The 14712-nt window shown below is 45.0% G+C and carries 14 protein-coding genes; 7 read left to right on the top strand and 7 right to left on the bottom strand.

The window, feature by feature from the left end; all coding sequences use genetic code 11:
- Positions 1-43: 43 nt before the first annotated feature.
- Entirely contained in the window at positions 44-928 is an 885-nt protein-coding gene (locus tag EHO57_RS12805) for a DUF4349 domain-containing protein (RefSeq protein ID WP_135643713.1), read from the bottom strand.
- 247 nt (positions 929-1175) lie between these two features.
- Here EHO57_RS12805 and EHO57_RS12810 point away from each other — a divergent pair, with 247 nt between their 5' ends.
- From EHO57_RS12810 to EHO57_RS12820, 3 genes are all read left to right on the top strand, one after another.
- A complete protein-coding gene (locus EHO57_RS12810) occupies positions 1176-2303 on the top strand; it encodes a TauD/TfdA family dioxygenase (protein ID WP_135643715.1) in 1128 nt (375 codons plus the stop codon).
- 4 nt (positions 2304-2307) lie between these two features.
- Positions 2308-3219 carry a bile acid:sodium symporter family protein gene (locus EHO57_RS12815; protein WP_135643717.1) on the top strand — a complete coding sequence of 304 codons (912 nt, stop codon included), beginning with the start codon at positions 2308-2310 and terminating at the stop codon, positions 3217-3219.
- A 121-nt stretch (positions 3220-3340) separates the two neighbouring features.
- Entirely contained in the window at positions 3341-3946 is a 606-nt protein-coding gene (locus EHO57_RS12820) for a 2-hydroxychromene-2-carboxylate isomerase (protein WP_135643719.1), read from the top strand.
- Between the two features lie 141 nt (positions 3947-4087).
- Here EHO57_RS12820 and ygiD read toward each other — a convergent pair whose 3' ends face one another.
- Positions 4088-4987: a 4,5-DOPA-extradiol-dioxygenase gene (ygiD, locus tag EHO57_RS12825; protein ID WP_135643721.1), complete on the bottom strand. Its 900-nt coding sequence runs from the start codon at positions 4985-4987 to the stop codon at positions 4088-4090.
- 102 nt (positions 4988-5089) lie between these two features.
- Positions 5090-6139 (bottom strand): oxygen-dependent tRNA uridine(34) hydroxylase TrhO, encoded by a 1050-nt coding sequence (trhO, locus tag EHO57_RS12830; RefSeq protein ID WP_135698318.1) that lies wholly within the window; start codon positions 6137-6139, stop codon positions 5090-5092.
- Positions 6140-6286: 147 nt separating this feature from the next.
- Between trhO and EHO57_RS12835 the strand changes: the two genes are divergently transcribed.
- From EHO57_RS12835 to EHO57_RS12845, 3 genes are all read left to right on the top strand, one after another.
- Positions 6287-7069, top strand: a complete 783-nt coding sequence (locus tag EHO57_RS12835) for a DNA alkylation repair protein (protein WP_135645709.1) — start codon at positions 6287-6289, stop codon at positions 7067-7069.
- A gap of 180 nt (positions 7070-7249) precedes the next feature.
- A complete protein-coding gene (locus EHO57_RS12840) occupies positions 7250-8740 on the top strand; it encodes a DEAD/DEAH box helicase (RefSeq protein ID WP_135645708.1) in 1491 nt (496 codons plus the stop codon).
- A gap of 88 nt (positions 8741-8828) precedes the next feature.
- Positions 8829-10181, top strand: a complete 1353-nt coding sequence (locus EHO57_RS12845; RefSeq protein WP_135645707.1) for a DNA recombination protein RmuC — start codon at positions 8829-8831, stop codon at positions 10179-10181.
- A gap of 5 nt (positions 10182-10186) precedes the next feature.
- On the opposite strand, the gene EHO57_RS12850 is transcribed toward EHO57_RS12845, so the two are convergent.
- Positions 10187-12268 (bottom strand): adenylate/guanylate cyclase domain-containing protein, encoded by a 2082-nt coding sequence (locus EHO57_RS12850; protein ID WP_135645706.1) that lies wholly within the window; start codon positions 12266-12268, stop codon positions 10187-10189.
- Between the two features lie 120 nt (positions 12269-12388).
- Here EHO57_RS12850 and EHO57_RS12855 point away from each other — a divergent pair, with 120 nt between their 5' ends.
- Positions 12389-13357: an LIC12353 family lipoprotein gene (locus EHO57_RS12855; protein ID WP_135645705.1), complete on the top strand. Its 969-nt coding sequence runs from the start codon at positions 12389-12391 to the stop codon at positions 13355-13357.
- A gap of 27 nt (positions 13358-13384) precedes the next feature.
- On the opposite strand, the gene EHO57_RS12860 is transcribed toward EHO57_RS12855, so the two are convergent.
- The 3 genes from EHO57_RS12860 to EHO57_RS12870 are packed head-to-tail and all read right to left on the bottom strand — an operon-like array spanning position 13385 to position 14674.
- Positions 13385-13834: a MarR family winged helix-turn-helix transcriptional regulator gene (locus EHO57_RS12860; protein WP_135645704.1), complete on the bottom strand. Its 450-nt coding sequence runs from the start codon at positions 13832-13834 to the stop codon at positions 13385-13387.
- Positions 13821-14252, bottom strand: coding sequence for an EVE domain-containing protein (locus tag EHO57_RS12865; RefSeq protein WP_135645703.1), 432 nt, complete (start codon positions 14250-14252; stop codon positions 13821-13823). The genes EHO57_RS12860 and EHO57_RS12865 overlap by 14 nt, the downstream gene beginning before the upstream one ends.
- Entirely contained in the window at positions 14249-14674 is a 426-nt protein-coding gene (locus EHO57_RS12870; protein WP_135645702.1) for an SRPBCC family protein, read from the bottom strand. The genes EHO57_RS12865 and EHO57_RS12870 overlap by 4 nt, the downstream gene beginning before the upstream one ends.
- Between the last annotated feature and the right edge of the window lie 38 nt (positions 14675-14712).

Below are 14712 nucleotides of genomic sequence, written 5' to 3' on the forward strand. Positions count from 1 at the left end.
TGGGCAGTGTAGAATTTTCTCATAGGACCCTTGTTCTATTTTCCTAATTCTTCTTGAACCAACGGTTTCTTGCGAATCTAAACAAGAAGAAGGCTCCGGTCGCCAGAATAAGGAAAGGAATGCTGTAGATCAAAAGCACGATCAGCCTCAAGAATAGTTCGATCAGATCCGTGAACACATCCTTGAAATTCGGCACTTCCACGCCTTTCGGTTTTTCCGGTCCGTCGATTCGAATGCTGATCTTTGCCCATTGCACTCTGTCCAAGATCTTCCATTTCTCGAACTCAGCAGAGTCCGCCGCATCTTCCGATTGTCCTAAAAGTTCTTCCGCCTCTACCGCACCCTTAGAAGGCAAACGGGAAACAAGTTCTCCTCGTCTCACCATTCTGGTTTTCTCTCTGCGAGCATGGATCTTTTCCAATTCGAAAGCTTCCGTATGATCCTCTACTTGGATATTCTCATGAGTAAGAGTACCTAACTTGTCCAATTCTAAAAGCACTTGGTATAAGTCGGAAGATTTCACATGGATTACCACGGTCATCGTGGGAGAAGATACATCCAGATAGGTATCGAAGTTTGTGCTTTGGACAAAACCGTATTTGTCGGAAAGCTGTAAAAGAAATCTTCGAGCGGCGCCGAAATCCTTGGTTTGGAAGGCAAGATCTACTTTATATTCCAATAATCTTCCGATCTTTAATGTTCCCGTCTTTGCGGAGAAGAAGGGCTTGAACTGTTCCTGAGTTCCATCCGCGTCCTTGCCGGTCTTCAGATCGTCCAAGGCTTCTTTTTCGCGGTAAACCGCCGAAGGAGTAGGTGTACTCTTCTTTGCGGACTCGCCTGCTACAGCGCTTTGCTCCTCGTTCTGCTTTTCTCCCTTACATACGATTAAGGCAGACAATAGAAAGAGGAAGATCAGGGATTTTTTCATTTGCTTCTCCTAAGTGATCCCGGATGGCCTTAAGTCGACGATCCGTATATAGCTCCTTCTTAGAAACAAGTTGAGAGTAATTTCTTTCCCGATTTTACCAAAAATCGACTCCCTTCCTAGAAAGAACGATATGACGCAAAGAGGCGCATAAGGGCAGCAAGGCCGATTTATTCCTTTAAGAATGAAAAGGCTTGCCTTTCCTAGCTTCGCTTTTATAAAAGTTTCATCATTGGAAAGGAAAACTTTTATGAAAGCGAGCCTCGCCTCTAAGTCCGAAAAATCGAAAATAAAAAAAGTTTCCCCTAACAAGGCTAAGCCGAAAGGCATAGGCCGAGTAGAAAGATCCTTCTTCCCGGGAAAGGAACTTCCACGTATCTATACTCCGGGCGATACTGAGGCGCTCGAGCCAGGTTTCTTGCCGGCATGGATCTCTAAAAATAAAAAATCCGTCGATCAGGATCTTTTGGAATACGGTGCGATCTTGTTCCGAGGGTTTTCGGTCTCTTCTCCCCAAGAGTTCGAGGATGCGGCCTTAAGTTTAGATAAGAATCTAAAGACGGATTATTTGGGGACTTCTCCCAGAAATCGTATTACGAAATTTGTACATACTGCGAGCGAGCTTCCTCCACATTATCCGATCATGCAACATGCGGAGATGAGCTTTTTGGATCGGCCTCCTCGCAAGCTCATGTTCTTTTGCGCACTCGCCCCGAACGAAAACGGGGAAACTCCTCTCACAGATCTTAGAAAAGTATATGAGGAATTAGAGCCCGGCCTCTTAAAGAAATTCGAATCCAAGGGAGTGAAGTACATCCGAAAGTACGACGGTCCTAAGGCGTCCCGTTATAGTCTATGGAAGACGAAACGTTGGGATGAAATGTTTTCCACCACTGAAAAGAAAGAAGTGGAGAAGATCGCATCCAAACAACGCTTCCAAGTGGATTGGCTCGCAGAAGACGGACTCAAGCTCACGAACAAGCAAGTCGCAGTCAGGACGCATCCTCAGGCTAAGACCAAGGCTTGGCATAATCATAGCCAGGTCTTCCATCCGGATGCGGCCAGGATCGAATATTCAAAAATCCTAAAACACCAAGCAAATCTCCGAAGCCTGATCCTGGCCGGAGTATTACAGGTCCTGACCTTTCTCAAAAAGAAACTGGTAGAGACCCAGGATCTGGATACGAATGTGGAATTCGGGGACGGAACTCCGATCAGCACAAGCGAGCTAAAGAAAGTCAGCGAAGTCTTTTGGAGGAACCTGTCGGTATTCTCCTGGCAAAAAGGCGATATATTACTGATCGATAATTATTCCGTTTCGCATGGGAGACTACCCTTCTCCGGACCAAGAGAGATCCTAGTCACTTGGACGGATTGAACGTATGCAAGATTTCGATCTAGTTCGCTTAAACTTCAGCCCGAGTAGTCTATTCTTACTCAATATTTGTCTTGGGCTGATCATGTACGGCATCTCTCTGGAACTCAGTATTGCCGATTTCACGAATCTGAGAAAACAACCCAAGGCCGCCATGATCGGATTATTCTCCCAATTGGTCTTATTGCCTGCGGTGACTCTGGGGCTTTTGTACATCCTAAAACCTCATCCGGGTTTGGCTTTGGGAATGATCCTTGTCGCCGCTTGTCCCGGCGGGAATATGTCCAACTTCATTACCTTACTTGCCAAAGGGAATGTGCCTCTTTCCATTTCCCTGACAGCAACGACTACAGTGCTTGCCTGGTTTTTTACTCCCTTCAATTTCTTTTTCTGGGGAAGGCTCTACTCTCCTGCAGCGGATCGTCTGAAGGAGATCAGCCTAAACCCGGTGGATCTAATCCTTTCCATTTTTCTAATATTGCTTTTGCCCTTACTCTTAGGAGCGCTTACAAACCGTTTCTATCCGAAGCTGTCCAGCGTATTAAAGAAACCGATGAGAATAGGATCCACTGTGCTACTAGGGATCTTTATTCTACTCGCTCTTATAGGCAACTGGAGGTCCTTTCTAGAATATGGACCCACTCTGTTCTGGTTGGTCCTTCTTCATAACGGCTCCGCATTGACGGCAGGATATCTGGCCGCTTGGATGGGAGGACTTGCGCAAAAGGAAAGAAAGACGATCGCTTTAGAGACCGGCCTTCAAAACTCGGGACTCGGGCTGATACTCATCTTTACCTTCTTCCAAGGATTAGGCTCCATGGCATTGATTGCCGCTTGGTGGGGAGTCTGGCATTTGATCAGCGGACTGGCACTCGCGAGCATCTGGGGAAGGGAAAAAATTCCCCAAACATCGACCTAGACAAGTTGATCACACGAAATACGATCAAATAGATAATGGAATTTCTACGATCCGATAAAATGCAATTGCGTCGGTTATCAATTGCACTAGTCCAAAAGGATCTTACAGATAGTGATCAAATATGAATCCATCTAAGCCAATTCTTTCTTTCTGGTTCGAATTCTCGAGCACCTACTCGTATTTGAGCGCAGGTAGGATCCGATCCGTATGTGAGAGAGAAGGGATCGAATTCGAATGGAAACCTTTTCTACTCGGACCCATTTTTAAAGAACAAGGAATGTCCGATTCTCCCTTCAATCTATTCCCTACAAAAGGAAGATATATGTGGAAGGATATGGAGAGAAAGACTAAGAAATACGGATTGCCCTTCCGCAAACCGGATATCTTTCCTCGGAATGGGCTCAAGGCAGCGAGAATAACGACTGCCTTCTTAGATCAGCCTTGGATAGAGGAATTTATTTTAGAAATTTATAAATTAGAATTTTCTCAGAATGTAGACATCTCCGACAAGATTGCCCTTTCCAATCTATTAAATTCGCTAGGGCAGAATGCCGAAGAGATCCTTCTTCTTTCCGAATCCGCGGAAAACAAAGAGCTCCTTCGTAAAAATACCGAAGAAGCTTCCATCCTAGGCATCTTTGGCGCACCTAGCTTCATTGTGAACAGAGAACTATTCTGGGGAGATGACCGTTTAGAAGACGCAATCGAGTTCTTAAAAAGAACCTAAACGAATCCAAGAAACGCTTCTTCACTATCGATCGCAATTCGAATCTCGGAATTACATTTAAGCTCCGATCGAAAATCCTTCTTTCCTATTGGATCAAGATTGATTGGAGAATTCAAATCCTGATCCTGTCAAAGGATAAAGCTACTGGATCTTCAAACTCGTAAGAGAAACGGAACTTTGAATGACATCGTTATAAAAGTGGATCTCTTCCTTCTCCTCTGCGAGAGCCATCGTATATAGCACAGGAAGATAATGTTCCGGAGTAGGAACGGCCATCTGCACAGCAGTCCCCAGAGTCTGGTATGCGGATAGACTCTTTACATCTCGTTTCATAATTAAATCCTTGAAGGTCTCATTTGCATCCAAGGCCCAGTCTTGGGCATGATCCTGGTTCTTCCAATCGTATAGACGGAGATTGTGAACTAGGTCGCCGCTGCCTACGATGAGTATTCCTTCTTCTCTTAATTTAGAAAGGGACTTTGCAAATTCATAATGCCAAGAAGCAGGCTTGGTCGCATCCAAACTCAATTGTAAAACAGGGATATTCGCCTTCGGATACATATTCCGAAGAACGCTCCAAGTACCATGATCGAGGCCCCATTCATAATCCAATTGGATCTGGCCTTCTTCGTTCTTAGAAATGCGCTCCGCTAACTTTGGATCTCCCGGAGCAGGATACTGCACGTTAAACAACTCTTGCGGAAAACCGTAGAAATCATGGATGGTGGGAGGAAATTCCATCGCGGTCACATATTGGCCTCGAGTGAACCAGTGTGCAGAAATACAAAGAATTGCCTTAGGCTCCGGAAAATCTTTCACGCTATCGGCCCATGCGGTTGCAAACTCATTCGGACCAAGAGCGTTCATAGGACTTCCATGGCCTACAAAGAACACCGGCAGCTTTCCCATCTTTTTTTCTCCCTGCTTTCCTACTAAAATTTTTCCGAGCCCGAGTCCGCCGAGGACAAGTCCTCCAACGCCAAACAAGAACCCTTTCCTAGAAAGAAGGCCAGGTCTATCGGAAATTTTGAGTCCACTCATGGATGGCCTTCTCTTTTTCTTTTAGACGAGTTGTAACTCAATTAATTACAAGATATTTTCCCCTCCTGGCGAAAAGAAAAATCCATTCGAAGATCCTGAAGATCAGTGTCCTTTGTACAGCTCGAAGACTTTAGGACGGATCCTGGATTTGGAGAAATGTTGGTTGGAAACGGTCTTTCCTTTTCTCATCTTCTTCTGCTCCGAAACCGGCAAGGAGATAATCGACTTACATTCTTCAGAACAGCATCCGTCAAACTTCTCCGCACAGGATTCGCATTGGATGAATAGAATATGACAACCGGGATTTGCGCAGTTCACATGTCGATCGGACCGATTCTCGCATTGGTGGCACTCACTTAGGATCTCTTCTCCGATCGCTTCTTGGAGTCGGCCATCGAATACGAAGTTCTTACCCTTGAACTTGGAATCCAGTCCCTTCTCCTTGATCTCAGAAGCGTAAGAAATGATCCCGCCGTGCAATTGATATACATTCTGAAAACCATGATGCTTCAGATAAGCCGAAGCCTTCTCGCAACGAATACCGCCAGTGCAGTACATTACGATTTCCTTATCCTTCTTATCTTGGAGAAGGTCCAAGATCAAAGGCAATTCCTCTCTGAACGTATCGGATTGGGGAAGAAGAGCTCCCTCAAAATGTCCGATCTCCGACTCGTAATGATTTCGAACGTCCACAAGTACTGTGTTCGAAGAATCTAACTTTTGATTGAACTCTTCTGCAGAGAGATGAACTCCCACATTCGTAACATCGAAGCTATCGTCCTCTAAACCGTCGGCCACGATCTTACTTCGTACCCGAATGTCCAACTTCAAAAAAGAAGGAGAATTTTCCTCTACTGCGATCTTGAACGGGACATTTTTGAATTCAGGAATGGAGTCGATCTGATCTCGGAAGGCCTGAAAATTATGTTCCGGAACGCAAAGCTGAGCATTGATCCCTTCTCTTGCGATATAGATCCTTCCTAAAACACCCAGATCGTCCCAATTACGATAGAGAGAATTTCTAAGAGCCTGAGGATCTTCTAAGATCACGTACTTATAAAAAGAGATCGTAGTACGATGAAAATTCTCCGATTCCAGTTTCTTACGGAGAATATCCTTGCTATAAATATTATGAAGCGGTTTGCGTTTCATTCCTAAAGCGACTCTTCTGAAAATAGGATTTGGCGGAACTTTTCTCTGGCAAGCCCAAAAACGTAGGAGTTCCTACCTAATTGCGAGGCTTTTCACCTTCTTCTATAATGCTTGCCATTTTAAGGATCGGATCGGATGACTTTTCTCATGCCCAAGGCCCCTTCTCCCAGACCAAAGACTTCCTCCAAAGCCAAATCCGCATCTAAACTTCCGGGAGAAGATTCTACTGCGCGGGACTTGCTGCAAGAGATCCGTTCCTATGCGGATCCGAAAAAGGTGCCCATCCTTTCCAGCTTCTTCAAAACAGGAAAGGGACAGTATGGAGAAGGAGATCTATTCCTTGGGATCCAAGTGCCTCCTCTTCGAAAACTCTCCAAGAAATACAGAGGACTTCCCCTCTCCGAATTACAAAAGGTAGTAAGCTCCAAATATCACGAGGAAAGATTGGCCGGGTTCTTTGTACTCTGCGAGACCTTCCAAAAATCGACCGAAGAGGATCGAAAGAAGTTACACGAGTTCTATCTCAAAAACATGAAATACGTGAATAATTGGGATCTAGTCGACCTAAGCGCAAGGGATATGATCGGAGAGTATCTCATCGATAAGGATAGAAAGCTTCTCTATAAACTCGCTCGATCCAAGGACCTATGGGAGAAGAGGATCTCGATGATTGCCACGTATGCATTCATCAGAAAGGGAGACTACGCGGATACCTATAAGATCGCGGAGATACTACTGCGTGACAAAGAAGATCTGATCCATAAAGTTGTTGGCTGGATGTTAAGAGAAGCAGGCAATCGGGACCTGAATTCTGAGATCGATTTCTTGGATAAACATGCCGCAACGATGCCAAGGACCATGCTTAGATACGCGATCGAGAAATTCCCCGAGAAGTTGAAGAAGAAATATATGCTGGCCGGCAAGAGTTAAGACTTCTTTAAAGCTATGCACCAAACCTAGCCCTGAATTCATGGAAGAAACGACTCATTTAGAGCTGAAGTCTATCTAGTCCGATCCGGACTCACGAAACCCTCGAAGATCCAAGCTCTCCTCCTAAAACCGCAAAATCGCAAATTAGGCAAGAAATCATGTCGATCCCGGAGACCATTCGTGAAAACCAAAAAAACATTCCAAGACCTGGATCTATCCAATGAGATCCTAAAGGCAATCCAAGACCTAGGATTCCAAGAACCATCCGCTATCCAATCGGAGGCCATTCCTCTCATCCTAACAGGAAGAGATGTGATCGGACATTCCCGCACGGGAACAGGAAAGACCGCGGCATTCGCCATTCCAGGATTAGAGATCTTGGAAGAAGAGGAGAAACATCCTCAGATCCTAGTACTCTGCCCTACTCGAGAACTAGTAGTCCAAGTAGCGGAAGAGTTTCGAAAATTAGGAAAATATAAAGAAGAATTATCCGTAGCTGCTATTTACGGCGGAGAAGATATCAGCCGCCAATTCAAAGCCCTCAAGAAACATCCTCAAGTGATCGTAGGAACCCCAGGTAGGACCATGGATCATATGAGAAGAAAGACCCTAAATCTGAGCTCTGTTCGGATGGTGATCCTGGACGAAGCGGATGAAATGCTGGACATGGGATTCTTAGAGGATATGGAAACCATTCTTTCCGAAGTACCGGAGGAAAGACAAACCATACTATTTTCCGCAACCCTCTCCCCTAAGGTAATGGGAATTACCAAAAAATTCCTGAATTCACCTAAAACAGTGGATGTGACCGGAGGAAAGGCGGATCGCCCTAAGATCCAACAGATCTATTACGAATTGAGAGAAGGAGTAAGGACGGAAGCATTAGTCCGACTCCTGAGCCTATATACCCCAAAGGTAGCATTAGTTTTTTGTAATACAAAAATAAGAGTAGACGACCTTGTAGAAGTCCTGAAGTCCAAAGGGATCTTTGCAGAAGGATTGCACGGAGACCTTTCCCAGAAACAAAGGGACAAGGTAATGTCCGGATTCCGAACAGGGGTCGTAAGCGTACTAGTCGCCACCGACGTAGCCGGAAGAGGAATAGACGTAAGCGACGTGGAAGCGGTATTCAATTACGATATTCCCAGAGATTCCGAAGACTATGTGCATAGGATCGGAAGAACGGGACGAGCAGGAAGAAAAGGGATCGCACTCAGTTTCGTATCCGGAAGAGAGCTTCGCACCTTATACAGGATCCAAGACCAGCACGGATTCCAAATGGAAGCGGGAAAGGTGCCTAACGTATCCGAATTGAATGAGAAAAGATTCCAAGGATACGCACATCTGGTACAAGAAGTCGCAGAAGAAGGCGACCTCACCGAATATTCCAAACTGGTCAAGAAGCTTACTTCGGATGGGCTCCCCGCAGAGGATCTAGCAGCCGCATTATTCAAATTAGCCTTAGGGACCCGTTTGGACAAATTCGACGAGACTGTTCGATTCGACCAGGAATCCCAGGGAAATCGGGACAGAGGGGATCGCAATCGCTCCGATCGGGATTTCAAAGGAAAGAACCGAAAAGACGGCAGAAAACCGGATCACAAATCTAAACGATTCGATCCTCGCAAGAAAGGAAAAAGCGGCCCGCCCCATAAAAAACGCAGCAGATAAGCAGATTTGTCCGGGCTCCTCATAAAATGGAAATCCTGTCTAGGAAATGGATTTCCTGGAATCGAGTAGGTTCCAAAAAGGAGGAAGAATGGAATTTGCAATCGTACTGTTAACCGGGCTTCTCATCGGATTCGGGCTGGCGTTTTTTATCGCCAAGGCACTGTATTCCAAAGAGTCAGGGATCAATCCAAGCGAACACGAAAAGCTGAAATTGGATAAGGCAGGCCTAATCGCGTCCGAACAAAGATCCAAGGAAAGGATCTCTCAATTAGAGAAAGAAGTCAAAGAAGGCTCCGAAAAAATGGAAGAGGCCATTGGCTTCTATCAATCTATGAAGAAGGAATCGGATCTTCTGAAAGAAAGATTGGAGAATCAGAAAAAAGAGTTCGAAGAACTCATGTCCAAGTTGGACGAGAAATTCAAGCATGCGGCCAATCAGGCCCTTCTGGATAACTCCCAAAAATTCAATCTGCAAACCCAAGAGAAACTGACCGATCTACTCAAGCCTTTCAAGGATGAGATAGAGAAGTTCGGTGTCAAAGTCGAACAATCCCATAAAGAGCATAAGGACGACACCGCGAACCTAAAGGCTCAGATCAATAATCTATTAGAAATGAATAAAACACTTTCTGAGGATGCTAAGAGTTTAGCTTCCGCATTGAAAGGAAATTCAAAGACCCAAGGAGATTGGGGAGAGGGAATTCTAGAGAATATCCTACAGAATAGCGGACTCGTAAAAGGAAGAGAATATACCTCCCAAGAGTCTGTGCAAACCGAAGACGGAAGACTTCGTCCGGACATAGTGGTTAAACTTCCTTCCGGAAAATCCATAGTCATAGACTCTAAGGTTTCTTTGACTGCATATGTGGAGTATGCAGCCGCAGAAACGGACGAGGGAAGAAAGACAGCTCTTCAGAAACACCTCAAGAGTCTCTATGATCATGTCACAGGCTTGTACAAGAAAAACTATCAATCCTTGTACGGGATCGAGTCCTTGGATTTCGTACTCATGTTCCTACCGGTGGAACCTTCTTATTATGAGGCAGTAAGAACGGATCCGAAATTCTTAGAAGAAGCGTATGCCAAGAATATCCTGATCGTAACGCCTTCTACCCTCATGGTCTCTTTGAAAATGGTGGCTAATCTTTGGAGAAAAGAAAAGCAGAACAAGAACTCGGAACAGATCGCGGAAGAATCCGGAAAAATGTACGACAAGATCGTAGAAGTAGTCACCGCATTAGAAGTGCTCGGAAAGTCCTTGGATAAGTCCAAGGACAATTACGATGCAGTATTAGGAAAATTGAAATCAGGGCGAGGGAACCTTCTTACAAGAGCGGAAAATATCCGAAAGTTAGGAGCAAAAGTCCGAAAATCCCTGGATTCCATCTCCGAAGAAGATATGAACGAGATCGAAGAGACTCTCTTCTTAAACGGAGAATAAGTCCTTTAAGCCAGATCGGGACCAGGCTGCACCTTGCCGGAGCTAGGAGAGATCTGCTCCGTGCATCTCTTTAAATAAAGATTCGCAGCCTTGTCTCCCGAATAGATCCGTAAAACCTCTCTAAAAGATTCGCCTGCATCCATATATTTTCCGGAATGGAATAGATCCACCCCTCGTTCGAAATTGATCCTGGAATTCCGAAAGGCTTCCTTTTCCGTAGTGCTCAGATAATCCCCGACCTCATGGATATTCAGGCTTTCCATCTTGCCCTTGAACTTCAGACGATCCAGTCTTCTTAATACGAAGCGATCCGCTCCTTTTAGCTTCCGAAGAGTGTCTTCGCTGATAAGAATATTCGAACCATAATATTTATTTAATGTTTCTAACTTGGAGGCCAGGTGCACAGCTTCGGAGATGACTGTGCTTTCCATTCTTCCACCGGAACCTACAATCCCCATCATGAGAGAACCTGTATGAATACCGATCCCGACTCGGATCGCTCTTTCTCCCTTTTCGATCCTTCTTTGGTTATATTCCAAGATCCGATTCTGCATGGAGATTGCCGCAGAAACCGCGTCATCCGTATCCGAGAAAAGAGCCATGATCGCATCCCCAAAATACTTATCCACGAAGCCTCGATGTGCCTGGATCACAGGCTCCATTTCGGAAATATAAGAATTCAATAATTCAAAACTTTCCTTGGAATCTATGCTCTCGGAGATCTCCGTAAAGGAACGAATATCTGCGAACAGAATAGTCATCTCCTTCTTGATCTGGTCTCCGGGCCGCATATCTTCCAACTTGTCCTTGCCCAAGAATTCCAAGAAACTCAAAGGAACAAAACGACTGTACGTATCGTTCAGTCTCATCAATCTCTCCGAAAGCTTCTCCTTCTCCCGATACAGATCCCTGTATTTGGAAGAAAGAATGAAAGCCTGGTTGAAGACCGCGATCAGTAGACCGACTGGAATAATAAAACGAGTAAAGATCAATTGATGAGCAGAAAGAACATCGAAAGTCCCCGCACAGATCAAGGAAAGGAACGCAAATGTGATCGGAAGGGAATATGGAGCCTTATGCGCTAGTGCTCGGAAAATCACGTAGATCGCCACTGCCACCGCAAAGAAGAAGGTACCTTGGAAATAAGGAACAGCGGAAGAAGGGAACGGAAACGGGAAAAGAAGACTCAAAGAGAAAACGAAAGAAAGACCATAAAAGAATAAGATCCATTTCCGAGGAAAATAATCGGGAAAGGTATATCGTAAGAAATGCATGGCAAGAGGCATAGCGGCATACATGGTCACGTATTCCAGGATCATCGAGAGCCTGTATGAAATATGGAAATAATAGAGCAAAAATTTTTCTTCAGTAACGAAGATCCGCAGAAAGATCACAAAGCAAAAGAGAGCAAATACTAAAGATCCTCTGTCTATTCTATGCAGAAAGAAAAGCCAAAGGTGATACAACCCTGCCAAGAAGAAGATCCCGGCCAAAAAGAAATCCCAGTCCCGAATAGTCCTGACCTCTTCCGACAAAGCGCTCGCCTCGCCGAAACGAATATGATACCAGAAGCCGCCAACTCTATGATGAAAATTAGAAATTTCGAATATAAGATCCAGATTTCCTCCGGAATCATCCCATTCATAATAAAGAGGAAGATTATCCGGAATGCTCGTCTCTTTTGTTTTTCCAGGAATTCCGGAAGAAGCTACTGCCTTTCCGTTCAAGATCAATCGAAATGCAGTAGACTGCCATTTGGAATAGATCGCAAACCTCTTCTGATGCTCCGGAAGAAGTACCTTCAATCTCACAACCGCATACCCATCCCCAGGCCAAGTGCTCGGGACCATATAAAATCTATCCGTAGAGGAAGAAGGAGTTAGATCTTGGAATAAGACCTGAGGATAATAAGACCATTCGCCACTCAGATCCAGAATGGGTTGAGAGGAAAAATCCCAAGAACGTAAATCCAGAACACCTTTCTGAACGGAAGGTAGTATTAAAGGTTTAGGAGAACAGGAAACTAGGCAGAGAAAAAAGAGAATAAAAATTAAAAGCGATCTAAGAATGAAAAGTTTTCGAATCATATCTCGCTTCACTGGTTTTCAACTGCCCGCATACGATCTTTGGGAAAGAAGCCTTGTCAAGAGAATAAGATCTTCCGTTTTTTTTCTTTACCCGATAAAGAGTTCCACTAACTTGCTTCCATGTTTCAGAAGTCTCTCGGTCAAATTTCAGTATTTCTTTTATTATGCAGTCTTTGTCTAGACTGCAGCGATAGCTTAAAAGGCAAACCTACTCCCGCAATCCCTGAACTCGCCGGATTCTATGTGAGCGAAAGATCGAGAGACTGGTTGAAAGAGAATAAATTAAAGATCCAAGCTCTATGGATCAGACGCAGCGCAAACGGAGAGATGGAATTCATGAACAAGAGCATCACTCGTTTGCAATTCAGCGTTAGCGACAATAGAGAAGAATTAAAGACCAGGACAGGCAAAGTACTCACCAGCGGAAGAGAGATCCTTCTTCTGGAATCCATATATAGGGAATATCATAGACAGTACTCCGGCAAAAACAATCCGGATGCGAAGGATTGGGATCTCAGATCCTTTGGACCGTTCGCAAAGGTAAAAGAAGTAAGCAATCTAATAGGAGAAGGAACCGGAAGAGGAGGACAACTCGCTCCGGACAACAACTCCATCCGTTTTTCCAATGGAGAAACCTATTATAGGATAGGTGGCCCGCTTTTAGGAAGGATTTCCGTAAACGTAAATAAGACCAAGAGGGTCATAGACAACGAAACTGCCGGAGTGATCTTCTTTCCATTAAGTCCCACCGCATTCCCCGAAGAGACTGGAAAGCAGAGCTATCTGGCATTCTTCTCCACAACGGAATCACTCAGCCCAGGAATGCCGCTTAGGATAGGAGACTATTCCGGTTCCATAAAAGAAGTATTCGATCATCTATGCGTAGTAGACTTATCGATAAAGCCGGGCACCCAGGCGCCCAGCCTCACCTATCTGACACCGATGGTCTTAGATGGACAGGTGGATCTGAAAACAATCTCCCATAAAGAAAGCACAGAAGAACTGATCCGCAGACTAAAGCAAGATCCGAACGTATCTAAGGAAGAATTGATCCGAGAGTTAGAGAAATTAAAAGGCAGAGACCAATAGAAGGATCCGGTTTCTAGGATCTATTTCTCATTGCTGAGAGAGTATACCTAAACTAGAAAGGAAGCCTTTACGATTCGTACCAAGAACCGTAAAGAATTCCTCATCGAAGTCTTCTACGGCTTGGATGGCTTGCTTTAAAAGTTTCTGACCTTCCGCAGTTGTGAGAACGATCTTGGCCCTAGTGTCCGTTCCATGAGCGGAACGTTTCACGAACTTCTTACCTTCTAGAGTTCTAAGTACTTGGGACGTGGTCATCGGATCCGTCTTTGCTTGGTCCGCGATCCTGATCTGAGTCGTTTCCTCTCCGTGGGTCTCCAGCCAATGAGTCACGGTGAGTAAAACGAATTGAGGATGTGTCAAACCCAAGGGCTCCAGTACCTTACGGATCCCTCTCTGCCAGAGATTCGTAACCTGCCAGAGCAAAAAACCGGGACTCTCTTCGGATTTTTCGTATCTAGAAACCTTATCCTTGGACACTCACACCCATCCTTTCCGAGATCAAAAGGAAATCTTTCGGACCGATCTCCAAGAATCCAGTCCGAAACGGAAAGCCCCAGGACTTTTTATTCGGGATAAATTCCAGAGAAGGGATCAAAGGAAGAATATCCGCTTCCTTCGCGTTCACATACTCCACATTCCTACGGAAAGGGCAAAAGTCCGAGCTCATTTGAAAAGGATACATCAGATCGTCCGATACCTTACCGATCGAAGTGAATTTACGACAAGCCTCACTACCTCCAAAGATTTCTTTGGAGGAATAGACCAGAACCCAGTCCCCCTTTCTCATTCTAGAAAGAGGGCCCTTCTTGCCGTGACATGCTTGGATCATCCCTTCGGAGATCCCTCGCATTGCATGTTCTTTAGAAGCGACTACGATCCAATATCTTGGGCTCATTTCTTCTCTTCCTTTACTAATTGGGAGAAGGTCCTGATCTCCTCGCTCATACCCTTGGCCTGTTCTTCTCCGATGATCTTTCTCCAGAGAAATCCAAGAGGCCCCGTGATACTCAACTCCACCTTGATCTCCGTTCCATTCTTCTTTTGAGAGAAGAAGTGAACGAATTTCATTTTAGCCCCAGGAAGACGAGTCACATCCCCGAACACAAAAGGCATTTCCGATTCGGTGATAATAGCCTTACAGGTAAAGCCTCCCTTCGGCTTAAGAAGGAATTCTTTTCCTACGACCGGCTCTCCCTCTATCCTAGTCCACTCAATGTCCGAGTCCCATTTAGACCAATTGCGGACATCCGCTCTGGCCTTCCAAAGGGATTCGGCATCTATTCCGGAAACCTCGGTCACATATTCATACTTCCACATAATCGACCCCATTTAGTAAGCATGCTTACTATTTATAA

The sequence above is a fragment of the Leptospira langatensis genome (assembly GCF_004770615.1).
GTDB classification, from domain to species: Bacteria; Spirochaetota; Leptospiria; order Leptospirales; family Leptospiraceae; genus Leptospira_B; species Leptospira_B langatensis.

Coding starts and splice junctions, on each gene's coding strand:
- ygiD (WP_135643721.1), bottom strand. CDS start 4,987: ATGAGTGGACTCAAAATTTCCGATAGACCTGGCCTTCTTTCTAGGAAA.
- EHO57_RS12835 (WP_135645709.1), top strand. CDS start 6,287: ATGCCCAAGGCCCCTTCTCCCAGACCAAAGACTTCCTCCAAAGCCAAA.
- EHO57_RS12865 (WP_135645703.1), bottom strand. CDS start 14,252: ATGAGCCCAAGATATTGGATCGTAGTCGCTTCTAAAGAACATGCAATG.
- EHO57_RS12850 (WP_135645706.1), bottom strand. CDS start 12,268: ATGATTCGAAAACTTTTCATTCTTAGATCGCTTTTAATTTTTATTCTC.
- EHO57_RS12820 (WP_135643719.1), top strand. CDS start 3,341: ATGAATCCATCTAAGCCAATTCTTTCTTTCTGGTTCGAATTCTCGAGC.
- EHO57_RS12855 (WP_135645705.1), top strand. CDS start 12,389: ATGTTTCAGAAGTCTCTCGGTCAAATTTCAGTATTTCTTTTATTATGC.
- EHO57_RS12870 (WP_135645702.1), bottom strand. CDS start 14,674: ATGTGGAAGTATGAATATGTGACCGAGGTTTCCGGAATAGATGCCGAA.
- EHO57_RS12815 (WP_135643717.1), top strand. CDS start 2,308: ATGCAAGATTTCGATCTAGTTCGCTTAAACTTCAGCCCGAGTAGTCTA.
- EHO57_RS12805 (WP_135643713.1), bottom strand. CDS start 928: ATGAAAAAATCCCTGATCTTCCTCTTTCTATTGTCTGCCTTAATCGTA.
- EHO57_RS12845 (WP_135645707.1), top strand. CDS start 8,829: ATGGAATTTGCAATCGTACTGTTAACCGGGCTTCTCATCGGATTCGGG.
- trhO (WP_135698318.1), bottom strand. CDS start 6,139: ATGAAACGCAAACCGCTTCATAATATTTATAGCAAGGATATTCTCCGT.
- EHO57_RS12810 (WP_135643715.1), top strand. CDS start 1,176: ATGAAAGCGAGCCTCGCCTCTAAGTCCGAAAAATCGAAAATAAAAAAA.